Consider the following 25,536-nt stretch of genomic DNA (forward strand, 5'->3'; position numbering starts at 1 on the left):
TATTCCTCTTTTACTTGTCTTATACTTCAATCTTAAAAGTATCCCGGGTTTTGGATGATCTTAGGATTTAGCCCGACTTCGTTTTGTGGGATTGGGAATAATAAATGATGATTATCGATTACGTAGGCATCTGAGGAAAGAAATGGAAGCTGCTGCCTGATTTTAACACCAAATGCATTAATAACATTAATTGCTTTCCCTGTCCTCAACAAATCTGTCCATCTGCTGTTTTCGAAAGCCAGTTCAACCCGGCGCTCGTGCAGAATAATTGTTCTAAGCTCCGTTTGATCGGTACTTACAATATCCGTTAAACCAGCTCTTTTCCTCACCCTATTTAATGGCGCTAAAGCAAGCGCCGATTTGCCCTGTTCGTTCAATGCCTCGGCCAATAACAATAATGCATCAGAAAAACGGTATATCGGAAAGTCATCGCTAGAGCCCGTGGTTGCTGCAAGTGGTGAGTGCAGGTATTTTTTAATGTATGGCACACCAACCTTGCCTGTAGCCGGAGTATAATTGACAATACTTTTAACTGCCGAATAAACAAAATAACTGCTGGCATCGTAAGTACCTTCGGCAATACCAATGGCGGCATCAAGACGTTTATCATTGGCTTCAAAATCGGCAATCAGATCGCTGCTCGGGGTATTCCACCCTCCTGTACCTGTATTATCGATCGCAATACCGGTGAGCAACCTGGTATCCTTACTTCTGGGCAGAAAGTGGAATGACAGTGCATTAGGCGTAGACCCTGTGATGGTACCGCCTAAAAACTGGATTTCGAAAATCGATTCCTTTCCGTTTTTATTGGCAGGTAAAAAGGTATCTGCATAATTCGCATTGAGGTCGTAACCCATTGTTAACAGACTATTCAATTGGGTTTCGGCCTCTGCCCATTTTTTTTGAACGGCATAAACATTAGCCAATAACATTGTGGCCGAACCTTTTGTTGCCTCGCCGGTTTGCGGGAATTTAGTTGGTACTGAAAGCTCATTAATAGCATCTTTAGCATCAGCAACAATCTGGGCATAAACTTCAGCTTCAGTAGCTCGAGGTTTAAACGCATCTTCTGCTGTTTTAACTTCGGCTATCGAAAGTGGTACCGCACCATATAGGCGAACCAGCTTGAAATAATTAAGTGCCCTTAAAAATTTGGCCTGTCCATCCAAACTGGCTTTTACGGCATCGGCAAGATCGGAAGTTTTTAATCTTTCGATAATGATATTGCAACGTGAAATGCCTGTATAACTGTGTTGCCAGGTTGCCGAAACATAAGCATTGGTAGAGGTATTGGTAAAATCCGAAATATTCTCACGCTCTACATAGGCCGTTCCCCTATTTCCAGGAATAGGCTGGTAGACCGTATTATCTGAATGCATTTCGGAGGTAAAATAATCGTTTATTAAAACATCTCTTAGCGGTGCATAAGCAGCTACCACAGCAGAGCGGAATTGCTGTTCGGTTTTATAGAATACTCCGTCAGTATAAGAATCTTCGGGATTAAGTGCGATAAAATCCTTTTTACACGAACTGATACCAATGGTTAACAGTATAATGGCTATATATATCTTTTTCATTTTTTTAGCTTAAATGGTTATCTGAATGTGGTTGAAATCCCTAAAGAGAAGGTCCTTGGAATTGGATAGGCATTTTCATCTACCCCAACACCCAAAGTTGGGTCTGACCCGCCCACATTTGTTTCGGGGTTCATTCCCGAATAACCAGTGATAACGAAGGCTTGCTGAACGGAGGCAAAAACGCGCAGGTTTTTCAGCATGAGGTTTTTCACCGGTATGGTATAACCCAGTGAAATATTTTTGGCGGCCAGATAAGAGCCGTCCTCAATCCATTGTGTATTTACCGAACGGCCTATACCAGTAGTTCCAGATTTGGTTCTCGGGTAAATACCTGATCCCGGGTTTTCTTCCGATCGCCAACGGTCTGCCGCTGCTGCCAGCAAAATCCTCGAACCATCCATGTTGGTTTGATAGGCCCATTTGGCGGCATTTAAAATTTTACCACCTACCGAAAAAGTCATATCAACAGTTAGATCGAAGTTTTTGTATTTAAAATTATTCACCATACCACCGGTAAAGGTTGGTGTTGGATCGCCAATGAAAGTACGGTCGTTCACATCGTCAATTACACCATCGCCATTAATATCTTTAACCTTGATGGTGCCGATATCTGAATTGCCGTTAGGTTTTGCAGGGGTACTTAAATACTTAGCCGAATTAGCCAGATCTGCAGCATCTTTGTATAAACCTTCGAAAACAAATCCGTAAAATTCTCCTAAATGATGACCAACCTGCTGACGGAAATAATCTGAACTTACCGTAACATTTCTTCTGATAAAACCAGGATCAACCAAATTGGTAATCAGGTTGCGGTCGAACGAAAGACTTAAGTTGGTATTCCATTTAAAGTTACCGATGAGGTTTTTTGAGCTGACCGAAAATTCATGTCCCCACATTTTAAGTTCGCCCACATTAAATATAATCTGAGAAAAGCCTGAAGAGGTTGGGATGGCACGTTGTTGAATCAATCCATCAGTTAACTTTCGGTAATAATCGTAGGTAAAATTAATCCTGTTGTTCAGAATACCTAATTCAAGACCTAAATCGAGCTGTTTGTTACGCTCCCACCTCAACTCCTGGTTAGGCAAGCGGTTAATGGTTTGGCCTTGTGTAATTACGTTATTGAAGTTGTAATAATAAGTACCTATGGTAGCCTGCGAATCGTAGTTTCCTGCGAAAAAGTTATTTCCGGTAATGCCATAACTCGCACGAAGTTTTAAGAAATCGATACCTTTTACGTTTTTCATAAAGCCTTCATCCGTTACAATCCATCCGGCAGATACCGAAGGAAAACTTCCCCATTGTTTGTTAATGCCGAATTTAGATGAGCCATCACGTCTTACCGCAGCTGATAAAAGATACCGGCCCTTATAAGCGTAATTAATTCTCGCAATTGCCGAAAGCAAAGCATAAGAACCAGCACCACTACTACCAGTTACGCTGGTAGCCGCACCTAAATACTCAATATCATCACTCGTAAAGCCAAGTCCGGTTAAGGTATTACTGTAAGTACTAAATTGTTGCGCCGAGTAGCCTACAAGTGCATCAATACTATGATTTTTTGCAAAGGTTTTGTTGTAGGTAAGGTTTCCTTCTGCAGTCCACGAACCGTTATCAACCGACGAACTTGTTCCCGTGGTTTGTCCCTGTGTTCCTGTAACCAATCCTGCCTGGAAATATTTACGCATCTCGGCTCCTTTATCTACGCCCAGATTGGTTTTTACAGTAAGGCCTGGCAAAAATTCGTAATTCAGATAACCATTACCTAAAATGCGGGTAGTATTATAATCATCGTTGGTAAGTTCATAAGTAGCCAGTGGATTGATATAAGCAACCATCCCCGGCGAGGCTACATTTCTGATATAGGTACCATCTGGATTATAAGGTGAAATTAAGGGGCTGGCTTCGAAAAAACGTTCGAAATAACCACCAACACCATCGCTACTTAACCTGTTGTTATGGTCCATTCTATAACTTGGGGCCAGGTTAAAACCAACTTTAAGTTTATTATTGGCTGAAGTAAAATCCTGATTGAATCTTAGGGAAAATAACCTGGTTCCGTTATTGATTACTACCCCCTGTTGTTCCTGGTACCCGGCAATAACCGTTGATGAGGAATGTTCGCGTGCTGATTGAACTGTTAGATCGTAACTCTGGATAGGTGCCGAACGGGTTAACAGATCGAACCAGTTGGTTCCTTCACCGTATTGTTCGGGATTATCATAAGCGGCATGGTAATCTGCAGCGATGGTGTAACCCGGTTCATATTTTAAGCCATCTTCTCCACGCTCTTTCATAAATGTTGCAAATTCCCTTGCCGTCATCATTTTAGGCAATTTCCCGGTTGGAATCTTCTGGATACCGTAATAAGTGGAAAAATCTATCTTCGAATCGCCTGGTTTCGCGTGTTTGGTGGTAATCAGCACCACACCATTCGCTGCCCTCGATCCATAAAGTGCAGTTGCCGATGCATCTTTTAAAAAGCTAAAGCTTTCGATTTCTGCTGGATTAATGTTGTTGATACTCCCTGTTATCGGGGTACCATCGATTACAAATAAGGGTTGGTTGCTGGAATAAAATGAAGCCGCTCCGCGGATAATAAACCCCATTCCACGCCCAGGCTGCCCGCTGGTTTGCGCGATCTGTACACCGGCAATTTTTCCTTGCAGCTGCTGGGCGAACTGACCAACAGGCATATCCTGAAGCTGAGTAGCGTCAATAGTGGCTATAGCCCCAGTCACATCTTTTAACCTTTGTTTTCCATAACTCACCACAACTTCCGAAAGCTGGTTATCTGCAGGTTTCATTGAAAAACTTAAGGCTGTAGTTTTACCTTCTTTTACGGTTACCCCTGTTATGCTTTGCGTTAGGAAAGAGATATAGGAAACTTCAATGGTATAGTTGCCAGGTTTTAACGAAAGGGTGTAATTACCATTAGGATCGGTTTGAATGGTTTGTCCGGTTTCGAGCACCTTTAAAGTAGCACCAGGTAATGGACCACCTTTTTCGTCGACAATATGGCCAGAAATATTCCCCAGTTGCTGAGGAACAGGTTTTTGAACAATTACCACATAGCCCTCTACTAATTTATATTCGAGATTGGTTTCGCCAAGTACTTTTTCAATCAGGTACTTTACCGTTTTAGTTTGCTGGCCCAAGGTAATTTCGGTTTTCACACCACTAAGCAAGCGCTCTGGCAGTACAAACTTAACACCACTTTTTTCCTGAATGCTGAGCAGGCTTGCTTTAACGGTTGAATGATCTAAATTAATATTGATTACCTGATCGAGGTTCTGGCTGTGAACACTCCCGGCCAAAAGCACGCCGATAAAGGTAAACTGTGCGATTAAAAGCATAAATGAACACCTCATCATAAACTTAATTGTAGGATGTAATCCTTTTTGCATAAATTTGTATATTAATAGTTTGCCCGGTTATAGACCGGAATAATTGTTGATTTTTTTTCTTCATTTAATCGCTCTGTCGTCGAAAAGCAAGCGATTATAATGCGATAAAGACTGCTTCCCCGCCCTATGGATGGGGAAGTTTGTTATTTTTAATCCATTGATTTCCTTTCCTATTTTTTTTGAATGTTAACGGATAGTTATTTCGTTATTTTTAATATTATACTGGAATTTTCCTGCGGCAGAAAGTACATTTAACAACTTATTTATCGATACAGTTGCATCCATAGTTAGTGTCATCCGTTCCATCGGTTTTTGCCGTTTTTTGAAAATGATTTTAACATTATACCAGCGCTCAAGTGTTTCACAGATTTCTAAAAGGCTTGAATTATGGAAGGCCAGCTGCGATGATTTAAAACCAGTAACATCAGCAATGTCGACACCTTCGGTATTGGCTTTGCCACGGAAATAAACCACCCGTTGTCCGGGTGTAAGGATTGCCAATGATTCGATGCTATTTCCCTTTATTCTGTTTACCCTTACTTTTCCTGTTGCTACCTCTACCGTTAGGGCTTTACCATTAAATGCCTCTATTTTGAAAGAGGTGCCAAGAACCTGGGTACTAACGTTTCCGGTATGGATAATGAAAGGTTTTTTGGGATTTTTTGTTACCTCAAAAAAAGCTTCTCCATACAGGCTAATTTCTCTTTTAGCTGCTGAAAATGTTTCCGGGTATTTTAAGCGGCTGCCGGCACCAAGGTACACTACACTACTATCGGATAAAATTATTTTAGACCGCTGACCATTTGGGTTACTACGCTCAATAAAAGCGAATACCTGTTGATCGGGTTTACTAAAATGCATGATCAGGTAAACACTTAGTGCAGTGATTACGAGCGTGGTCCAGATGGCTGCGTATTTAAAATTGAAGCGCTTTTTCGTCCTTAACTCTTGCTCCTCTTGTTTGTCCGTAATTCTTTGGTTGATTGAATTGTTCCAATATTGTTGTTTAATATGCGGTACCTCCTCTGCTTCAAATAGCGCCCAATCTTTTGCCTGATTGGAGGAGAGGATTTTGCTTAATAAGATTTCAGATTCTGGCTGTTTTAAGAATAAGCGCACCATTTGCTCTTCTTGTGCAGAACATTCACCTTTAAGGAATTTTTCTAGAAGTAATTGATCAACCAACTTGGGCATATTTGTTTGGCTCGGCGCGTATTAATCGCCTTCAACTAACAAGGGACAAAAAAAACGCTAAGGGGCTAATGCATTTCCAACAAAACACATAAACAACTGATAATCAAGAAAATTAATTTAAAAAAAAAGATTAACAGAGCAGTAAAAGGAAGGATTAGCTTAATGCCAGAGCAGTAGAAGGCTAACAATTAATGCTGCATCTCTATACCTCAGCAAATTTTTACGGAAATGGTTCAACGAAAATTTGAGGTGGTTTTTTACCGTATTGATCGAAATATCGAGATTATTGGCAATTTCGGCATGGCTCAGCTCTTCTTCCCTGCTCATTTGGAAAACAATTTTGCGCTGGGGACTTAAAAGATTAAGCTTATTCTGATAGTTTTGTTCCAGTTCACTTGCTAAAATTGCATAATCGGCATTGTTACCGGTAAAGCGGATGTGATTTTCTATACTTTCTATTGGAGTTGTTTCGATGGCCTTTTTTCTGATCGCTTTAATGGTTGCGTTTTTCGCGGCCCTAAAAATATAATGTTTAAACTCTCCCTGTACTTCGAGTGTATGCCTTTTCTCCCACAGCCACATCATCAAGTCCATCATTGCCTCTTCTGCAAAACATTCATCGCTTACATAAGCAAGTGCATATTTAAAAAGCTTGTTAAAATACCGGTCAAATAAAATATTAAACGCTTTCAGGTTGTCGCGAGAACATTCTTCTAGTAATTGCCGATCTGAAAGTAAGGGATATTCCATAAAAAATGGATGATTCTATTTTCAGCAAAACTAGAGTCCCGAGTTTATTTTTTGATTAATTACATGTTAAGTATTCATTAATAAACCGGATGTAAAGCCATGGCAAATTAATAATCAGAAGCGATTTATCTGACCGCCCGCCGAATTATTCGTAGTTAGGCCTAAAATCTTTACTTAATGCTATTAATTCCTCTTTATTGATCAGATTTGGATCTTCAGACTGTCGCTTTAAAAAGTTAACCGGAACTTTTACTGTACCGTTCGTGGTACGCAATATGCAAACTTCTTCATTTGCGTTAGCAGATACATAATGACCGATTTCGGATTCAATTTCAGATAAACGGATCAGCAGTTCGTAATAGATATAGAGCGGGAAATTCACGGCGCAAAGTTAACACTACAAAAAGCTAATGTTTAATTATTGTTATGTTAACATTAACCAATATTATAATAATAACTTAACAAAGGATTCCATTTCTTTTAAGGCGATATGTGATAGATAAATCCGATTTGAAAATTAATCTCGACTTAACAATAGTAGCGTTAAGTTTGTTCCTAAAATCCGGAAAGGCGATGACAAACCCGATAACCTACTTAAAAAGAACAACTTATTATAGTATTTATCTTATCATCCTGTTTTTAGCCGTTCTACAATCCTGCAAAAAGGGCAATAAAAATCCCGATTATCCGATTGGAAGCAATGAGAATATCAACAGCTGGATACTCGATAGCCTTAAACGCTACTATTATTGGAATGAGCAATTGCCTGCCGGTCCCAATATCAGTTTATCGCCAAAAGATTTTTTTAATTCCATCCGCAATTCATCCGATCGATTTTCATATATCAATATCCCTAACGATCCTACCACAGCAACACCAAGCAATAGAAATTTTGGTTTTGATTATGCAACGGTAAGCGATCAAAACAACGCTAAAGTTATCGGGATCATTAAAGTTGTATTAAAGGATTCCCCGGCGTCGAGGGCCGGTTTAAAACGCGGAGATTACTTCAGCAAAATTAACGGCAAAACCTTAACCGCTACTAATGCACAGGCTTTGCAAACCGAAATCTTAAACAGCGACCGCTTTTCTTTAGGTTTAGCCGAGCTGAATAACAATACCTGGACAGATACACGCACTGTTGACTTAAGCAAAAGTGTAATACTCGACCAACGGGAGATTAGCAAGGTTATAGAAAGTGACGGAAAAAAAATCGGTTACCTCTATTTTCTGGATTTTAACGGCGGTTTGGCCAGCTCGCTCACTCCTGTTTTTAGTAATTTTAAAGCAGAAGGCGTATCCGAACTTATCCTCGATCTCCGTTATAACGCGGGTGGTCAGGTAGCAGAAGCAGCTGGTATATGTGCCATGATTGCTAAAAATGTATCTTTCGATAAACCTTTCATTACCTACAGGGGCAATAAAAATGGGGGTTCCAAAACAGAATCTATTGGTACTGCGGCTACTTTCGATGGCACCGTAAATTTCAATACGCTCTTGCAGCAAAACCTTGGCCTAAGTCGGGTTTATATTTTATCAACAGCCGCCACAGCATCTGCTTCAGAAGTCATGATCAATAACCTTAAACCTTTTATTCAGGTGGTGCAAATTGGTGAAAAAACAAGGGGAAAGGATGAAGCATCATTCAGGATATTTGATGCCCGAAGCCCTAAACAGGTAAATTGGGAAATGCACCCCATTGTTTATAAACTTTCTAATGCACAGGGCAGCGGTGGATATAGTGCTGGAATTAACCCTGATATCGCCATCAATGAAATGAGTATTCTGCCATTGCTGCAACTGGGAGATCCTGCAGATCCGATGGTAAAAGCAGCAATTGCTGCGATAACTGGCAAAACCATCAAAAGTTCGATTGTTATAAATAATGCGGTTTCCAAGCGCTTTCGGGCTGATCGTATTTTAATGGACTCGAGGGCAGAATCTGCCCAACAGAGCATCGTAACTACGCACCGATTAAGGTGATAGAAAAGGTTTTCATTGTGTTAACATTAACTTTAAACGCGACCACTAACTTGCCTCCCATAACCGCTACTTATGGAACAGTTGGAAGATTTTAAAAACGCAAAACTCCTGAATGCAGTAAAAACTGGCAACTCGGCTGCTTTTAATGAAATTTACCATCAGTACCGCAAAAAAATATATGGTTATGCCTATCATTTTACACGAGACAAAGAAGAAGCTGAAGAACTAACACAAGATGTTTTTGTAAGGCTTTGGGAAAACAGATCGAAGATCGATCCGGAAAAGAATTTTGGTGCCTTCCTTTATACCCTTATCCGCAATAATTTCCTCTCAACACTCCGTAAAAAAGCCAGAGAAAAAGCCTATAGTAACGAAAACCTTAAGCATGAGCAATCTTTTAATGCCATTGAAGATGAGCTTAATGCTAAAGAAACCAAACAGATTGTACAGGAAGCAATAGAAAGTCTTTCTCCGCAGGTAAAAAAAATATACCTGATGAGTAGAAATGACCACCATACACATGAGGAGATATCGCAGTTGATGGGCATCTCCAAAAACACGGTAAACAATCACCTCAAAAAATCACTTGGAATTATGCGGAAATATTTCAGCACTTATTCTCCTGAAACGATATTATCTTTTGTATTGGTGTTGTTTTGTTAAGTGTTGACGTGGAGCATTAAGATAAGCGCCCTGTCCTATTTTTCATCTTCCATTTTTCATCTCCCATCATTTTACCATTAAGAGATTAAGGACATTAAGATTTTTATAGCGCCTCGCCAAGACGCGTTCTCCTGAGAGGTCTGGTTTTTCAGAACAATATTGGAGTGGAGATGACATGCCGCGTAGAATCGTCATTTCGACCGCAGTGTTCCAAAGGAACTCCTTCGGAGGAGAAATCTTTGAAGTATGTCAAAAGATTTCTCTCCCGAAAGTTCAGGACTGCGCTTCAGTCGAAATGACGACTGATTTTCTAAGTCTGTCGTTGGTAACTTGTTTCAGGATCTTTATTGATTTTAGGCCTAATAGTTACTTCGTGGTCAGGATCTATCCTGCTCTTCCGTTAAGTAATTAGCCTATTGGTTATTGAAAATTGATCATTGGTTATTAATTCCATTATTCGATCATTAAAAAGTTAAGCGCATTAAGATTTTCTAGATCAGTCTCAGCGACACGTCATCCTGAATTTATTTCAGGATCTATCCTGCTCTTCCGTTAAGTAATTAGCCTATTGGTTATTGCAAATTGATCATTGGTTATTAATTCCATTATTCGATCATTAAAAAGTTAAGCGCATTAAGATTTTCTAGATCAGTCTCAGCGACACGTCATCCTGAATTTATTTCAGGATCTATCCTGCTCTTCCGTTAAGTAATTAGCCTATTGGTTATTGCAAATTGATCATTGGTTATTAATTCCATTATTCGATCATTAAGAAGTTAAGGGCATTAAGATTTTCTAGATCAGTCTCAGCGACACGTCATCCTGAATTTATTTCAGGATCTATCCTGCTCTTCGTTAAGTAATTAGCCTATTGGTTATTGAAAATTGATCATTGGTTATTAATTCCATTATTCGATCATTAAGAAGTTAGGCGCATTAAGATTTTCTAGATCAGTCTCAGCGACACGTCATCCTGAATTTATTTCAGGATCTATCCTGCTCTTCCGTTAAGTAATTAGCCTATTGGTTATTGAAAATTGATCATTGGTTATTAATTCCATCTTCCCTCCGCCATCTTGCATTTTCCCTCTTTCACTATTTCTTAAAAAAAAATTTTCATTCTCTATAGCTGTATCAAAGGTTTCGTGCATATATACAATAGCGCGCAGCATAAAAGCTTACAAACATTAAAGTGAAAGAAGACATTAAAATATTATTTGAACAATACTTGGCAGGTAAAACCGATCCGGAGCAAGAAAAAATCCTGATGGCGTACCTGGCCGACCCGGCGAACACTGATAGTGAATTCCATGGCGTAATGGAACGGGCCTGGACAAAACAAACAAGCGAAACTGATTACTCGTTAAGCGCTGTTCAAGGATTGACACAGATATGGGATAAAGTTGAGGAACGCCAACCCAAAAGCACATCACTCTTCCCAATATTAAAATATGCCGCAGCCATTGTGGTAATTATTTCCGCTTCACTTGGCTGGTATGCCTATAAGAAAGCACAACAACCTGCGCCAACAGCCATAGCTTTTTTAAGTAAAACCACCCAAAAAGGTGAAAAAGTAAAGTTGATTTTACCTGATAGTTCTATTGTATACCTCGGTGCCGGAAGTAAACTTATCTGGCCATCGCACTTTGTGAAGGGCAGTTTGAGGAATATACAGCTTGATGGAGAAGCTTTTTTTGAAGTAAAACGCGATACCACAAGTCCTTTTATTGTACATAGCGGGCAGATGCAGACACAGGTTTTGGGTACTTCATTCAATATCTATGCTTATCCAAAAGATGGCACCTTCAGCGTTGCCGTGCGCACGGGTAAGGTAAAGGTTTCGGAGAACAGCCAGGGCAAACTAAAAGAGCTTTCAATGCTTACTCCCGGCATGAAAATATTTTATCATTTAAAGGAACGTAATTATACGGTACACACTGAACGGGTAACTGAAGTAAACGCCTGGATCAAAAATAGCTTCGCTTTTAAAGATGTAACGCTACCTAATATGCTCAAATCATTAGAGCGATATTACAATGTGCACATTGAGCTAAAGAGCGTTAAACTTAATCAATGCAGGTTTAATGCCACCTTTTCGAACAAAAGCATCACCAATGTAATGGAAGAGCTCCATGTAATGAGCGGGAGACACCTGAAATACAAAATAGATACAGGCACTAAAACAATTACCGTATGGGGGGAGGGCTGCCAATGATGGGTTAGCTTACAGGGCGCAATATACAGGCGCCACATTACCGGATTTTATACCTATGAAAAATAAATTAAACCTCTTAACACAAACATGGAGCCGGATTGCTCGAACAATCCAGCTCCTAAACAAAAGTTTTTAACCCGTGAGAATTAAAAAACATCTTGAACCTATGAAAATAGGATTTTATGAATATATAAAAGAATATATTATCAATTTCGATTACAGGCCATCGGCAATTACGTTGATGTTGTGCGCCTTATTGATTAATCAGGTATTTGCAAGAAGCTTTGAGCAAATACCAAGAGAAAGTAGCGTAAGCATCAAAATAGCAGAAATGAGCATCACGGATGCCCTTAGTCTTTTAGAAGAAAAAGCAGGCTTGTCGATTAATTACAATAGATCGATTTTTAGCCAGAATAGTAAAATAAGCCTGGAGGTAAAAAACATGCCACTTGAGCTGATCCTCAAAAAAATACTTTCAGGAACCAGGGTAGCTTACAGGTTTGCTGATACCAATACCATATTGCTTTACAAACTTCCCGATCCGGTAAAACCCGGACACATATCGGGCAAAATATTAGACGAAAAAGGTGAAACCCTCCCGGGTGCCTCCATTAAGGTTATCGAAACAGGTAAAGCCACCCAAACGGCCAGCGACGGAAGTTATACCATAAGCGTTGAACCGGGCACTTATACTGTAGAAGTTAGTTATATTTCTTTTGTTACCCAGCGCATTAGCGAGGTAAACGTAAAGGCTAACAAAAATACACCATTAAACATTTCGTTAAAACCTGATGCAAAAGGCCTTCAGGAAGTGGTGGTAACAGCCAGCTATAAAAAAGCATCAGTTGAGGGTTTGCTGGCCCGCCAGAAAAATGCTTCAGAGATCAGCAACGGGATCAGTGCAGAACAAATTAGCAGAACACCCGATAAAAATATTGGTGAAAGTTTGAAACGCATTAGTGGCGTAAGTTCTATAGACAATAAGTTTGTAATTGTGCGGGGAATTGGCGAGCGCTATAATTCTGCACAGCTTGATGGCGTTACGCTGCCGAGTACCGAAGCGCAGACCCGTAATTTCTCCTTTGATCTTATCCCTTCTAACCTCGTTGATAATGTTGTGGTAAGTAAAACGGTTACGCCCGATATGAACACCAGTTTTGGTGGTGGATTGATCCAGATCAATACCAAAGACATCCCCACTGAAAATTTTATGAGTTTTACCGCAGGTACATCGTACAACGACCAAAGCACGGGTAAGGATTTTTTAAGTCATAAAAGAGGTAAATATGATTATTTTGGATTTGATGATGGCCAGAGGGATTACCCTAAAGACCTTGTTGTAACAGATAGAAGAGTTGCACCCAACAATAGTTTAACGGAAGCAGAATATGCAAAAAAGGTAGAAACGCAGAGCCGTTTATTTACCAACGATAACTTTACAATATACCGTTATCAAGCTGCCCCCTCTCAAAATTATCAATTCAGTATCGGAAGAATGATGCAGATTGATACCTTAAAACAAAAAAGACTTGGTTTTACGGGATCAATAAGTTACCGGAACACACAACAGATCAACACATTTGATCAGCAGAAAAGAGGAGACTGGTCTGCTTCCGAATTATATAACAATGCCGGTTCGAGTTATGGGTTTAACACAACCTGGTCTGCCTTGTTAAACATTGGCTACCAAACAGGCAAAAACAGATATAGTTTCCGAAACAATTACACGCATATGTACGACAATCTGTTGGTGAGAACGCTTGGACACAGCTTTGATGTTTCGGGCAATACACCAGCCAACCGTTTGGAAGAAACTGATGATCCGACATTTACAGATCTGTTACAAAACAAACTGAGCGGACAGCACCAGGCAGGTAATTTTAAAGTAGAGTGGAATCTGGCCCGAACATCGATTAACCGTGTCGAAAAAGATGTCATACTGGCTACCCAGGTGCCGAGGCTTATTGGTCAGGAGTATCAGTATTTTTATGATATCGTAAACAGTAGTGAGCCCCGTATCCTACCAACCTCCCGTCATCATTACGAAAATGCCGAAGAGCATTATTCTTGGGATGTGTCTACATCTGTTCCTTTTGAAGTATCAGGAACAAGAAATACATTAAAAACCGGATATTTTGGAAACTGGAAACAAGCACGGTTTAATTGGACTATTGCTTCCTTTTCGGCCAATTTTAATACCCTGCCGGATAGCCTGCGCTATTTAACAATAGCTGAGATGCAGCAAACAGAAAACATTCGCGGTGCCAACGGTTTCTTCTATAATGTGGGGAATGGTTTCCAGGATATATACAAGGGTAAAAGCCTTACACAGGCTGGTTTTGTGATGTTCGACACCAGGTTTTTGGAGAAATTCAGATTGGTTTGGGGGCTACGCGCAGAATATTATAAATACGATGAAATCAATAATGGGAATAACACCAATCTCAAAATATTCAGCATTAAACCAGATAAACACTGGCAATGGTTGCCATCTGCCAATTTAACTTACAGTCCTACAAGTAGCTTTAATATCCGGACTGCCTTTTCGAGCAGTGTAATCCGGCCTGAATTATTAGACAATAGCCAGTTTTGGAGATATAGCCCATATCTTGGTGCACAATTTGGCAACCAGGGCTTATACAGTACCAGGATTAACAGTTACGACCTGAAAGCAGAGTGGTTTCCGGGGCTTGGCGAAATTATTTCTGCAGGAGGCTTTTACAAGAAATTCAACACACCCACCGAACTTACCTTTAGCACCGCTTCAGGCAATATCAACTACTACTTAAAAAGTGCCGATTTTGCACAAGTTTATGGACTGGAGCTTGAACTACGGAAAAATTTCAGCTTTATTTCTTCACATAAACTATTTAATAACCTAACGGCCTACGCCAATTTAACCCTTCAGCGATCGGATGTGAAAGGGACATACCTGGTGGCCAATACCGATCCAAATGGTCCTCCAAGCATAGAGGCCCCAAGCAAACAGAACCGCCCCATGTACGGACAGTCGCCCTACCTGGTTAACCTGGGTTTACAATATAGTGCAAGCCATTTTGGTTTCAACGTTATGTACAACAAATCGGGCTATAAAACATATATCGTAAGTGAACTGCCCGCTGATATTGAATACGAAAAACCCAGGGCACAGATAGATGCACAAATTAGTGGACGTTTATTAAAAAACAGACTTGAGATAAAGATCAATGCCGGAAATCTGTTGAACAGGGCCTCGGTTTTTTATAGAAACACCGCCAGTTACGAGGTAAATCCTGATTACGTTGGTGGCGATGCCGATCGTAGCAACAGAACAAGGTTAAAAGAAGGTTATAGTAACAAATATGATGATGGCGACCTGATCAGCTTTAGCCAGAAATTTGGCCGGACATACAGTACCTCTATTACTTATAATTTTTAAAACTACCATGAAAAACAGTATAAATAAAATCAAACCATTTAACCAGGAAGGAGGAACAAAGTTTCCTGCATAGCCATAAAAAAAACGAAAGGTTGTACCAGAACCCTCCGTTTTAAACCGATCATTTCTAGTGGAACGGCGTATCAGGATAAACCCGAATTATTTTAAAAACCCACTGTTAAAAACCAAGGGTAGCTAACAGGTGCTTAGTAAAATCGATAAGAAACACTAAGATATAAAAAATCATCCCATTTAGATATAAACAGGCATTTATTTCAACGAAAATTATGAATGCCCTGTCCTCACATCTAAATGACCGTAAAAAATCAACCTAAAAAACATGGATCCTACCTATGAGATCCTATGAAAAACAAGAAACGAAAATGAAAAATTTCAAAAATTTAATCGGTCTTTTATCAATTGTTGCTGTTTCTTTTACAGCCTGTAAAAAAAATGAAGGTGGATCAGCTGCTTTCGGTAACCGCAGCACTTCAGCAGCAGATTATTCACAATCATCATTACCGGTTGTAGCCGTTAGCGGAGACATTACCAGCTCTGTTACCTGGACAGCAGGAAACGTTTATGAATTAAGCGGTGTGGTAACGGTAAGAAACGGTGCAACTTTAACCATCCAACCTGGTACTTATATTAAAGCATCGGTAAATACTACAGGTGTACAAAACGGTGTATTGGTTGTAGCAAAAGATGGTACCATTAACGCTGTTGGTACAGCGGCTGATCCGATTGTATTTACCAGCCGTTACCTTTTAGATGGTGATGCCAGCACAACAGGTAAGCCAGGAGATATAGGCGGTTTAATTGTTTTAGGTAATGCAACGATTAACGTTGGCGATAAACTGATTGAAGGTTTAGCTGACCAACCTCAGTTCCATTATGGTGGATCGAACGATGCCGATAACCGTGGTACTTTACAGTATGTACGCATCGAATATGCAGGTTTTCAGTTAGCTACAAACATCGAGGTTAATGGTTTAACTTTAGGTGGTGTGGGTAGCGGTACTACTATTGATCACGTACAGGTTTCTTACGGTCTTGATGATGGATTCGAATTTTTCGGCGGTACAGTGAGCCCAAGCAATTTAATTGCTTTAGCATCTGACGATGATCAGTTTGATTTTGATAATGGTTTTACCGGAACATTGACTGATGCAGTAGCCATTGCAGACAAAAACGCTACACACAGTACAAGTGGTGGTAACAGCGATTCTAACGGTATCGAATCTGACAACAATGCCCCTGCAGAAGATGCTACATTTAGCCTAACCCCTAAAACGCACCCAACTTTAATTAACGTAAGTATATTCGGAACTGAAAATCCTTCAGGTATTGCCGGTTTAGGTTACCGTAACGGTATCCGCGAGCGTAGAGGATCGGAAGTTGATTTGATCGATGTAATTGTTTCTGGTTACAACACAGGTATCGCATTTGATGCAGATGCTCCAGCCGGTGTTTCAAGCATCAGTACTACATCTGTTCATGGTTTCAATAACGCTATTACTACAGCATCTGGTACTTATGTTGATGGTGGTGGTAACTCATTAGTTGTTAACCCAACCAACGCAAGTTATTTTGGTGTAAGCCAACCATGGTATAACACTCCAGGTTCTCCAGCTACAGTTACTTTACCAAGCTGGTCAGCTGGCTGGTCTAAACTTGTATTCTAATTTTTTTCTCTCTTAACACAAAGAGGCTATACCTTAGGGTATGGTCTCTTTATTATAAAAACAGGCAACTGTTTTTAAATGTAATGACACTTTATATGAAACTAAAAATTTTTACCCTTTTTTTTCTTTCTACGCTTGCAGTCTTAAGTTTATCTTGTCGCAAAGCAGAACTTCTTCAACCAGAACCAGCTAAAATAATCCAGTTAAACATTACCGGTGCATCAGATGTAGCGTTAGAATATCTGTATAAAGACAGTATTATAGCTAGCCCCCCTATTGGTGGCATTAACGTAAAAACCCTCCTTTCTGTAAAAGGCGAGAATGTTACGCTAAAAGTGAGAAAAAAGGGTACTTCCGAAATATTGCTTACCAGAACCATTATGGCTACTCCATTCGATCAGCATATTAGCCTGTTTTATGATGGGACCAAAATATATAACAATGCCATTTCATTAAGACTTAAAGGCTATGCACTATCTGGCGAACTCGAATTCCTGTTGGATGGGACTGTATTTTCTTCAGGTAATGGCGCCATAGATAAATTATCTTCTATCCTGATCGATAAAGGCACCACAAGAGAAATCACCATCCGCAAAAAAGGAGAAACAGCTATTCTCCTAACCAAGACAATCGAATCGGCCACGGCACAGCAAAATATCGGCTTCTTTTTTGACGGCATTAAAATAGTCGATAATGTAAAAGTTGATCCCCCTGTTAATCCTGCTAACATGATGCTGACGGCTAAATTTGAAACTACATTTCCAAATCAATTTAAAAATGTTGATGTAGACCTTGTTTTCTATACCAGGCTTAAAACTGCGTCGAATACAACTGTCGGAACAAAAGTAACACCTGAGCTTAGATTTACCTTACCTAAAAATGGGTCTTTTAATTCGATAGAACTACCTCCTTTACCAGGTGCAAATTATATTTACAGTTTTGATATTGTTGAAAAAGGAACTAATACCGAGCCTTATACCCCTGGTACCCCTTTAGTACTTAATGGTTATACGCTAAAGCCTAATGAGGGTAGAATCACTGCAGCATTTGCTGAAAACGGGATAAATTTTGAAGCAGGAAAATCAAAGTTATTTGTAATTGCAGATGCCAGAACAGCTGTTACCACACCAACCAGATCTATTTATGTATCAGGTGGAAGATTAACAGATCTTTCTCAGTATTTTCAATAGGATTTATATTTATTGTATAGAAAATGGGGAAAACCAAGCAATTGCACTAGGTGTTCCCTTTTTCTTTTATTACAATTTGCACATTAACGTATTGATAACAATCATTTAACCTACAACACGATTTAAATCAGCTACTTATTCATTTATTTGAATAGCGCAGATACCGTTATCTGCTATGAATATCCAAACTGATCTTATGCCGTCGTTCTGCAACATCATCCTCTTTTTAGGAAATACCGATTTAAGTACGCCCCTTGCCGTCGTTTTTATTGTCTGCCTGATAGCGGTGGTTGGATTCGAGTTTGTAAATGGTTTCCACGATACGGCAAATGCAGTAGCTACGGTAATTTATACCAAGGCACTTAAACCCGTTATCGCCATCCCCTGGTCGGGATTCTGGAATTTCATGGGGGTATTTACCGGTGGGATAGCCGTTGCAATGGGCATTTTAAAACTCGTACCCTTAGATGCCTTAATGAACCTTCCCATTGGCGTGGGTGCTGCGATGGTACTGGCTGTTTTACTGGCTTCAATTGCATGGAACCTGGGCACTTGGTATTTAGGTATTCCTTGTTCGAGTTCGCACACCATGATCGGTGCCATGATTGGGGCTGGTTTGGCATTTACCTGGCATTACGGAGGTAAAGGCGTAAACTGGGGCAAGGCCGAAGAAATTGGCCTATCGTTAATCCTATCGCCCATTATTGGCTTTGGCTTAGCCGTTTTGCTGATGTACTTTTTAAAACATATCGTGAAGTACCATGCGCTTTTCCATATCCCACATGGTGAAAACGACAGGCCTCCGCTACTCATCAGGGGCCTGCTCATCACCACCTGTACATTGGTTAGCTTTTTTCATGGCAGTAACGACGGGCAGAAAGGTGTTGGCCTATTAATGCTGATCCTGATTGCTTTCCTACCAGCAAAATTTGCAGTGAACCACCATATCTCAAATGATAAAATACTTTTCCAACTGAACCAGACTGAACAGGTGCTTCAAAAAGCAGCAGCACTTAATCAGGACAAAAAATTGGATATCACCATGCTGGTAACTAAAATAGATAAGGCTAAATTCCACCTGTCGCTAAAAAATGAAACAGATAAAAAAAACACTTATCTTTTCCGTAAGCAGATTGAAGAGGTAATTGCATCGGTGAAAACACTAAGAGCAGATAAAACACTGATCATTAACAAAACCGACGATCAGCTCCTGTCAGATAATACAATCGAACTGACTAAAGTGGTTGATTTTGCACCTTTATGGGTTGTATTGTTAATTTCCATCTCGCTAGGGCTTGGCACCATGATTGGTTGGAAACGTATAGTGGTTACCATTGGCGAAAAGATTGGAAACGAACATTTAAATTATGCTCAGGGCGCAACCTCCGAAATTGTTGCCGCATCTACCATCGGTTTAAGCACAGCCTTCGGCTTACCCGTAAGTACCACACACGTATTATCAAGCGGGATTGCCGGTGCCATGGTGGCCTCTGGCGGAAAAGAAAATTTAAATAATAATACCTTAAAAAATATTGGCTTAGCCTGGATCCTTACTTTGCCGGTATCGATTGTTTTAGCCATATTGTTATTTATGCTTTTTCATTTGTTTATCTAACCCTATTCAAATCATCCTATTATTTTTCAAAAAATGAAACAGATACTTGTAGCAACAGATTTTTCGAGAAGTGCAGGAAATGCCCTGGCTTACGCTTTGGCTATGGCAGAAACACTAAAAATGGAGGTTGTGGCCATCCATGCCATCCATCCTACTGAAGGAATAAATAACAGTACTTATAATGCCATTTTTATTGAATCTTATTACGAAAATAAAAGGGTTGCCTTAAAAGAATGGGCCGGAAATATTAGGGCAAAAGAAAACCACACCGATGTTAAATTGGAAACCATTTGCGATGTTGGTTTTTTAAGGGCAGTAATTACCAATCATACAGAAAAAAATCCTGTGGAACTTTTAGTAATGGGCATTACCGGGGCAACAGGTATTAGTGGTATTGTGGGTAGCAACGCCAGTATGGCGGTTACCAAAATGAGAATCCCAACGCTAATTGTTCCCTTAGAGAGCAGTTTTACAAACTTCCCCATTATTACGCTGGCCACCGACTATGAAACCGTTTTATCGCCTAAAGATATTACGGCACTGAGCGAACTCTTAAAAGCTTCGGGTACAAGAAAAATGCAGGTACTGTATGTTGCTGAAAAATCAGATGAGGTACATATCCAAACCGGAGAAAAAAGAATTAGAGAATTACTTCCAGATACAGAGATAGAATTTAATTACATTAAGGACAGTAGTGCCCCAAACGGTATTATAGATTTCATTAAAAGCAACCATACCGATATACTTTGTTTAGTTAAACATCACCACAATATTATTTACCGGTTATTTACCAGTAGTACGGTTAATCAGGTATTAAACAAATCGGTAAAAGCGATTCTGGTGTTACACGAATAGATTTTTTAATGACTGATTTGGTGTGATTTCCTTCCAAGTACCCAGCGGTTACGCATGCAACGATAACACCTGTAACGTTTCATAGGTAACCAGAATAACAGGGTTTTCATCATAAATGTCCGTGGAATTCTTTCCAGATCCGATTTATCACCCTTACCGCAGGGGCATGCACCTTGAAAATGGCCGTCGCCGATTGATTCGATTGCTGCTGTCATGACATAAAAAATTGAAAATTATATTAACCCTATAGATAATCAAAAATATAGCGCTAATGTTAATATAAAATAACCTGTTCAATACCAAAACAGTTTTATCACTTTAGTATCAGGAAAATCTCGCCCTTATTTCCTGATCTTTCTATAAAGCCTGGCTATTTTTTTGGCATCTTTTTTAAATGTTTCAAGATAATCTTCTATTTCTTTCTTCGATAATGTTTCGATCTTCGCTTTAACTGCATGCTTAAAACTACCTACTGCAAGTAGCTGGTTTTTGCTATCGCGAAATTTCACATTCGGAAAAAGCTCAGAAATATGACGTTTATTCCTTTCCCTGATTTCGCTCAGTTTAGTAAAAGATTTTGAGTTTGTATCGCTATTTAAATCTGTGAGCGAATCATAATAATCATAATCGTTAATGTAATTGATAACACTAAGGGTAACAATGTTCGGATCCATATTTAATTTGTTTCAGTTAAATATAACAGTTTGTGTTTAAAATACACAGTACTGCATATAACATTACTAATAGCCAGTCGTTTAAGATCAACTATTGGGCTTTTTTAATTACTTATGGCCTTATCTTAATTGAATAACATAAACAAAAAACTATATTTTTAAATTCTGAAATATTCGTACTTTTTAACCAATTTTTAGGACTTATAGACCTTTTTTAGCAATGGTTCTTGAGCGAAATTTGTAGTCTAACTTATCGGCAGAATCATGTTTATTGATTTTTCTAGCTGATGATAAATGCAAATTCAATAAAAAATGGTCAGTCCCACTATCTCATCAAGCCCAAGCGGTTTAAAAACTGCTATTATCCGATTTCTTATTTATGGTTTAACAATGGTCTTATTGTCTGAATTTCTGAAATGGAATGTGCAGCATGAAGCAGGAAGTAATAAATTCAGTGAACAATCAATTGTAGAATATGTGCAGAGCTTGCTGCTATTATTAAGTGCCCTTACTTACCTTTATATTTCATTTAAACATAAATCATCATTCCCACTTGCCTTTGCTTTATTTAGCTTCACAATGGCATCTCTCATCAGAGAGCAAGACGCTTTTCTTGATGAACATGTTTATGATGGAGCATGGCAAACCGGCGCTTTTGGTTTACTTTTTCTTGCAATTATTATGATATACAGAAATAAAGGACTCTTTTTTTCTAACCTAAACGATTTTGTAAACAAATTTTCCTTTGGTATACTATTATCCGGAATTTTAACTACTTATATTTTCGCACGTTTATATGGTAGAAAAGTGTTTTGGATGGCCGTTATGGAAAATCAATATACCCGTGATGTGAAGAATGTATCAGAAGAATCGCTCGAACTTTTTGGCTATACGCTCATCCTAATCGCCAGCGTAGAATTTTACCTGCTTGCGAAAGCAAAAAGCAATTGCCAGGCTTTAACCATGCGTAACAGCCAAACACCACTTAACCTTTCAGCATAACATCATATACTGAAACATCGTACCTGATCAATGCCGGTTGTTTAATTACTAATGGCGTTGATCAGTTTTTTCCCAAAGTGCTTCAAACCTGTATTGCGCATTAAATAATTAAAGGAAATAATACCCAATATGGCGCAGCTTATTCCAGCCAGCACATCAAGCGTATAATGATGACTGGTATATACGGCCGAAAACCAGATGCCCAGCATTACAGTAAAAAAGAAAATATTAATTTTCCCTAAACGGTTTTTTAAACCGTAATAAACTACAATAACAGGATATGATGAGTGCAGCGATGGCATAGCTGCAAATACATTAGAACCTTTGCTGTATATGCCATGAAAGAGCGTAATGTTAAAATAATGATCAAACCGGGCCAATCCAGCAGTATTGCCGGCAGTTTTCGCGATAAATCCGAAGCCATGTTCCTGCACGTACCATGGTGGTGCAGCCGGGAAAGCATAGTAAACCACAAAGCCCAATAAATTAACAAAGACAAAGGTGAGTGAGAACCAAACAAACTGTTCCTTATTCTTAAAAAAAAGATAAGTAGCAAAGGCCAGCGGAACAGGTACCCACATCAGGTAGAAAAACCCGGTTAATACATCTAAAAATGCATTACTGTTTATTTTCCAGTATTCGTTAGGTGTAAGTATTAAGCCATGGTAGTTAATGCCAAAAGTGTTTTTTTCCAGGTCATATAAATCTTCAATATGTACCGGATTAAAGAGATAGTTTGGAAAGGCTTTCATGTAATCAAACAGTATCCAATAGACGATAAAGATTGAAAAGCCGAGGATAAACTGCCTGGTTCCCCTTGAGATAAAAAACAAAGCATTAAAAATAAAAATCAGCACCAGCTGATCGGTTTTAAAGCCGACCAGTAGTACTGATAACAATAGATATCCAACAGATATAGCAACTGTTAGATAAATATTCCGAAGATTATAAAAACTGTTTTTAAGCAATACTTCTTGCTGCATGTTATTTTTTATCAAAATTAGATCTAAAAATATGATCCCAAAAAGTCCAGCTTACCCCATAACCCTTGGTCGAATCGGAATAATGGTGAAGCATATGGTGCTGTTTTAACTGTTTCCAGAAACCGCTTTTAAAATTAGCATGGTGAAGCGCATAATGTACCATATCATAAAAAAGATAACCGATCATGAAACCCGAGAAAAATGGATAAACCACCGTATCGGGCAATAACCAATCGAAAAGAAAGTAAAAACCCAGAGCCATAGGAATACTGGCCGAAGGTGGCATCACCAGTCTTTTGGCATCGTTAGGGTAATCGTGGTGTACACCATGAAAAATAAAATGGATTTTCTTTCCCCATTCCACATCTGGCTCAAAATGAAACACATATCTATGCAGAACATATTCGGTAATGGTCCAGATGGCCAGACCAAACAGAAACCAGCCTGCAAAATTTAAAACGGGCATTTCGATTTGCCAAAGCGCTTTCCAAGAAAGAAAGACAATAACCGGTACATAAACAATCAACGGTACGTAAAACCTAACTTTTGATAGGCTTTCTAAAAAGTCGTTTTTAAACATCCTGATGGATGCGGTCGAATTTGAAACAAAATTCTTTTTCATTGGTAATATTTTTTAACTGGTCTTCGACTACCCACACATTTAATCGTCATCCTGAACTTGTTTCAGGATCTTCTCCTCAAACAATTTGCCATTTTGAACGCAGGGTCTTCGACTCCGCTCAGACTGACAAATCATATAATCGATCGTCATTCCCGCGCAGGCGGGAATCTTAAAGCTTATCGCATTACGATTCCCAATCAAGTTGGGAATGACGACCCAATAAAGGTCTTCGACTCCTCCCTGGTTCGTCATCTCGATCCGATAGCTATCGGATGAAGCGAAGCGGAATGGAGAGATCTATCCAATTAGATTTAGCTGCGCTGAGCACTTCGTGGTTCTCGGCTTCGTTACACTTCGCTCGCAATGACGAAAGGAATGGAATCGCCACTCCGCAAAACGCCCGCGCTAAACCTTAATCCTTTCAACTAACACCTTTGAGGGTTCTGAAGCATCAAAACCTTTTATCTCTACATATTTTACATTCGGGAACCAAAAGGTACCGCCCTCAATCCGAAGGAAAATCCGTTCTAACTGCATTTTTTTATTGTTGATCGTGGCAAAAACATGGTATTTTTTGTCTGCGCCAGATTTATTCAGATACATTGGTAGTTTTTTGTGCGAGGTAAACCGAAGTTCGAACTGCCCGTTACCCAGATTTTTGCTGATAATGCCATATGCAAATTTCCGTTGGATATAACTCAGCTCTTTCTTTTCGCCTTTATCTCCGTAGCGCATCCAAAAAACATTTACGGGTTGCTCCTTATTTACCTCGCCATGTTTATCTACATTTAACTGGCAGATAATGGTATTGGTATTCGGATCGCGCTGCAAATAAAACAGCTGATTAGGGATATCTTTTGGCGTTGGAAAAGTAATCGGCGAAGGATCTGAGCCCTGTGCATTTGCATTAAAGGACAATACTCCGGTTAAACTTCCCATCAATACCAAACCCGCAATTAAAGCGGCCCTGTTATTTCCTTTTCGCTCATTAAGTTCTTGCGCTTCGAGTCCTTTTTTGGCTTCCTGTAACCTCTTAACAGCCGTAATATTGGTTAATACCGCCATTAGGGTAATGGGCATGGTAAAAATCGACATCGTTTCGAAAACATGGAATGAAATGCCTGGTACATAAACTTTGTAATCGCCACCAATAAAATGACCTGCAATACCACAGGCTATGGCGAAAACGCCAATGGTTACTACCCTTTCCGGCCTTTGCATTAAACCACCTTTACACTCCACACCTAATCCCTCGGCCCTTGCGCGGGTATAACTCACCATCATCGAGCCGATTAATGCGATAAACGCAAACAATGAGCTTAAAAAATAATGATGTGCAACCAGGTAATAACAGATCCCTAAAAACATGATCATTTCGCTATAACGGTCGAGTACCGAATCGTACAATGCCCCAAACTTCGAACTCATATTCCCTAATCGCGCCACCTGACCATCGAGCATATCGAACAGGCCTGCAAAAAGCACCAGTGCTCCTCCCCAACCGATGTATGACATATCACCACGATTTGATTTTTCGGCACCCAGTACAAAAACAACCGCCACACCAATATTCAGGATCAAGCCTATGGTGGTTACCGCATTAGGTGTTAAGCCAATTTTAATCAGTCCCTTTACAAAAGGATTAATCACTTTATATATGCCCTGTTGCAGGCTGTCCCTTAATTTAGTTTCCATAGCTTTTC

General features: G+C 39.5%; 18 protein-coding genes. 9 read left to right on the forward strand and 9 right to left on the reverse strand.

Annotation, left to right across the window (positions count from 1 at the left end):
- Window positions 1-32 precede the first annotated feature (32 nt).
- The 5 genes from ACN9MR_RS15755 to ACN9MR_RS15775 form a co-directional block, all read right to left on the reverse strand.
- On the reverse strand, window positions 33-1,577 hold the full coding sequence (locus ACN9MR_RS15755) for a RagB/SusD family nutrient uptake outer membrane protein (protein ID WP_426325026.1): 1,545 nt from the start codon (window positions 1,575-1,577) through the stop codon (window positions 33-35).
- Window positions 1,578-1,594: 17 nt separating this feature from the next.
- Window positions 1,595-4,984, reverse strand: coding sequence for a SusC/RagA family TonB-linked outer membrane protein (locus ACN9MR_RS15760; protein ID WP_426325028.1), 3,390 nt, complete (start codon window positions 4,982-4,984; stop codon window positions 1,595-1,597).
- A 186-nt stretch (window positions 4,985-5,170) separates the two neighbouring features.
- On the reverse strand, window positions 5,171-6,178 hold the full coding sequence (locus ACN9MR_RS15765; RefSeq protein WP_426325030.1) for a FecR family protein: 1,008 nt from the start codon (window positions 6,176-6,178) through the stop codon (window positions 5,171-5,173).
- Window positions 6,179-6,337: 159 nt separating this feature from the next.
- The gene (locus ACN9MR_RS15770; protein WP_426325032.1) at window positions 6,338-6,928 is read right to left on the reverse strand and encodes an RNA polymerase sigma-70 factor; all 591 of its coding nucleotides are present in this window, start codon (window positions 6,926-6,928) and stop codon (window positions 6,338-6,340) included.
- Between the two features lie 145 nt (window positions 6,929-7,073).
- Window positions 7,074-7,310 carry a hypothetical protein gene (locus tag ACN9MR_RS15775; RefSeq protein WP_426325034.1) on the reverse strand — a complete coding sequence of 79 codons (237 nt, stop codon included), beginning with the start codon at window positions 7,308-7,310 and terminating at the stop codon, window positions 7,074-7,076.
- A gap of 191 nt (window positions 7,311-7,501) precedes the next feature.
- Between ACN9MR_RS15775 and ACN9MR_RS15780 the strand changes: the two genes are divergently transcribed.
- The 8 genes from ACN9MR_RS15780 (at window position 7,502) to ACN9MR_RS15815 (ending at window position 20,552) form a co-directional block, all read left to right on the forward strand.
- A complete protein-coding gene (locus ACN9MR_RS15780; RefSeq protein WP_426325036.1) occupies window positions 7,502-8,911 on the forward strand; it encodes a S41 family peptidase in 1,410 nt (469 codons plus the stop codon).
- Window positions 8,912-8,983: 72 nt separating this feature from the next.
- A complete protein-coding gene (locus ACN9MR_RS15785; protein WP_426325038.1) occupies window positions 8,984-9,574 on the forward strand; it encodes an RNA polymerase sigma factor in 591 nt (196 codons plus the stop codon).
- 1,192 nt (window positions 9,575-10,766) lie between these two features.
- Window positions 10,767-11,789: a FecR family protein gene (locus ACN9MR_RS15790; RefSeq protein ID WP_426325040.1), complete on the forward strand. Its 1,023-nt coding sequence runs from the start codon at window positions 10,767-10,769 to the stop codon at window positions 11,787-11,789.
- A gap of 166 nt (window positions 11,790-11,955) precedes the next feature.
- A complete protein-coding gene (locus tag ACN9MR_RS15795; protein ID WP_426325042.1) occupies window positions 11,956-15,207 on the forward strand; it encodes a TonB-dependent receptor domain-containing protein in 3,252 nt (1,083 codons plus the stop codon).
- 383 nt (window positions 15,208-15,590) lie between these two features.
- Window positions 15,591-16,892 carry a hypothetical protein gene (locus tag ACN9MR_RS15800; RefSeq protein ID WP_426325044.1) on the forward strand — a complete coding sequence of 434 codons (1,302 nt, stop codon included), beginning with the start codon at window positions 15,591-15,593 and terminating at the stop codon, window positions 16,890-16,892.
- A gap of 95 nt (window positions 16,893-16,987) precedes the next feature.
- Window positions 16,988-18,082: a hypothetical protein gene (locus ACN9MR_RS15805; protein WP_426325046.1), complete on the forward strand. Its 1,095-nt coding sequence runs from the start codon at window positions 16,988-16,990 to the stop codon at window positions 18,080-18,082.
- Window positions 18,083-18,257: 175 nt separating this feature from the next.
- On the forward strand, window positions 18,258-19,697 hold the full coding sequence (locus tag ACN9MR_RS15810; protein WP_426325048.1) for an inorganic phosphate transporter: 1,440 nt from the start codon (window positions 18,258-18,260) through the stop codon (window positions 19,695-19,697).
- Between the two features lie 33 nt (window positions 19,698-19,730).
- Window positions 19,731-20,552 (forward strand): universal stress protein, encoded by an 822-nt coding sequence (locus ACN9MR_RS15815; protein WP_426325050.1) that lies wholly within the window; start codon window positions 19,731-19,733, stop codon window positions 20,550-20,552.
- A gap of 341 nt (window positions 20,553-20,893) precedes the next feature.
- Here ACN9MR_RS15815 and ACN9MR_RS15820 read toward each other — a convergent pair whose 3' ends face one another.
- Window positions 20,894-21,226: a hypothetical protein gene (locus ACN9MR_RS15820; RefSeq protein ID WP_426325052.1), complete on the reverse strand. Its 333-nt coding sequence runs from the start codon at window positions 21,224-21,226 to the stop codon at window positions 20,894-20,896.
- A gap of 399 nt (window positions 21,227-21,625) precedes the next feature.
- On the opposite strand from ACN9MR_RS15820, the gene ACN9MR_RS15825 reads away from it, so the two are divergent.
- The gene (locus ACN9MR_RS15825; protein WP_426325054.1) at window positions 21,626-22,228 is read left to right on the forward strand and encodes a hypothetical protein; all 603 of its coding nucleotides are present in this window, start codon (window positions 21,626-21,628) and stop codon (window positions 22,226-22,228) included.
- A gap of 41 nt (window positions 22,229-22,269) precedes the next feature.
- Here ACN9MR_RS15825 and ACN9MR_RS15830 read toward each other — a convergent pair whose 3' ends face one another.
- The 3 genes from ACN9MR_RS15830 to ACN9MR_RS15840 all read right to left on the reverse strand — a co-directional run bounded on the left by ACN9MR_RS15830 (window position 22,270) and on the right by ACN9MR_RS15840 (window position 25,528).
- Window positions 22,270-23,211: a phosphatase PAP2 family protein gene (locus ACN9MR_RS15830; RefSeq protein WP_426325056.1), complete on the reverse strand. Its 942-nt coding sequence runs from the start codon at window positions 23,209-23,211 to the stop codon at window positions 22,270-22,272.
- A gap of 1 nt (window position 23,212) precedes the next feature.
- Complete coding sequence (locus ACN9MR_RS15835) at window positions 23,213-23,833, reverse strand: sterol desaturase family protein (RefSeq protein WP_426325058.1); 621 nt, start codon at window positions 23,831-23,833, stop codon at window positions 23,213-23,215.
- Window positions 23,834-24,238: 405 nt separating this feature from the next.
- Window positions 24,239-25,528, reverse strand: a complete 1,290-nt coding sequence (locus ACN9MR_RS15840; protein WP_426325060.1) for a DUF4833 domain-containing protein — start codon at window positions 25,526-25,528, stop codon at window positions 24,239-24,241.
- Window positions 25,529-25,536 lie beyond the last annotated feature (8 nt).

Origin of the sequence: Pedobacter sp. R-06 (genome assembly GCF_049913135.1) — a bacterium.
In the GTDB taxonomy this organism is placed as follows: domain Bacteria; phylum Bacteroidota; class Bacteroidia; order Sphingobacteriales; family Sphingobacteriaceae; genus Pedobacter.

Excerpts from the sequence above, each read along its gene's own strand:
- ACN9MR_RS15755 (WP_426325026.1), bottom strand. The coding sequence starts at position 1,577 with ATGAAAAAGATATATATAGCCATTATACTGTTAACCATTGGTATCAGT.
- ACN9MR_RS15760 (WP_426325028.1), bottom strand. The coding sequence starts at position 4,984 with ATGCAAAAAGGATTACATCCTACAATTAAGTTTATGATGAGGTGTTCA.
- ACN9MR_RS15765 (WP_426325030.1), bottom strand. The coding sequence starts at position 6,178 with ATGCCCAAGTTGGTTGATCAATTACTTCTAGAAAAATTCCTTAAAGGT.
- ACN9MR_RS15770 (WP_426325032.1), bottom strand. The coding sequence starts at position 6,928 with ATGGAATATCCCTTACTTTCAGATCGGCAATTACTAGAAGAATGTTCT.
- ACN9MR_RS15780 (WP_426325036.1), top strand. The coding sequence starts at position 7,502 with ATGACAAACCCGATAACCTACTTAAAAAGAACAACTTATTATAGTATT.
- ACN9MR_RS15785 (WP_426325038.1), top strand. The coding sequence starts at position 8,984 with ATGGAACAGTTGGAAGATTTTAAAAACGCAAAACTCCTGAATGCAGTA.
- ACN9MR_RS15795 (WP_426325042.1), top strand. The coding sequence starts at position 11,956 with ATGAAAATAGGATTTTATGAATATATAAAAGAATATATTATCAATTTC.
- ACN9MR_RS15800 (WP_426325044.1), top strand. The coding sequence starts at position 15,591 with ATGAAAAATTTCAAAAATTTAATCGGTCTTTTATCAATTGTTGCTGTT.
- ACN9MR_RS15805 (WP_426325046.1), top strand. The coding sequence starts at position 16,988 with ATGAAACTAAAAATTTTTACCCTTTTTTTTCTTTCTACGCTTGCAGTC.
- ACN9MR_RS15810 (WP_426325048.1), top strand. The coding sequence starts at position 18,258 with ATGAATATCCAAACTGATCTTATGCCGTCGTTCTGCAACATCATCCTC.
- ACN9MR_RS15815 (WP_426325050.1), top strand. The coding sequence starts at position 19,731 with ATGAAACAGATACTTGTAGCAACAGATTTTTCGAGAAGTGCAGGAAAT.
- ACN9MR_RS15820 (WP_426325052.1), bottom strand. The coding sequence starts at position 21,226 with ATGGATCCGAACATTGTTACCCTTAGTGTTATCAATTACATTAACGAT.
- ACN9MR_RS15830 (WP_426325056.1), bottom strand. The coding sequence starts at position 23,211 with ATGCAGCAAGAAGTATTGCTTAAAAACAGTTTTTATAATCTTCGGAAT.
- ACN9MR_RS15835 (WP_426325058.1), bottom strand. The coding sequence starts at position 23,833 with ATGAAAAAGAATTTTGTTTCAAATTCGACCGCATCCATCAGGATGTTT.
- ACN9MR_RS15840 (WP_426325060.1), bottom strand. The coding sequence starts at position 25,528 with ATGGAAACTAAATTAAGGGACAGCCTGCAACAGGGCATATATAAAGTG.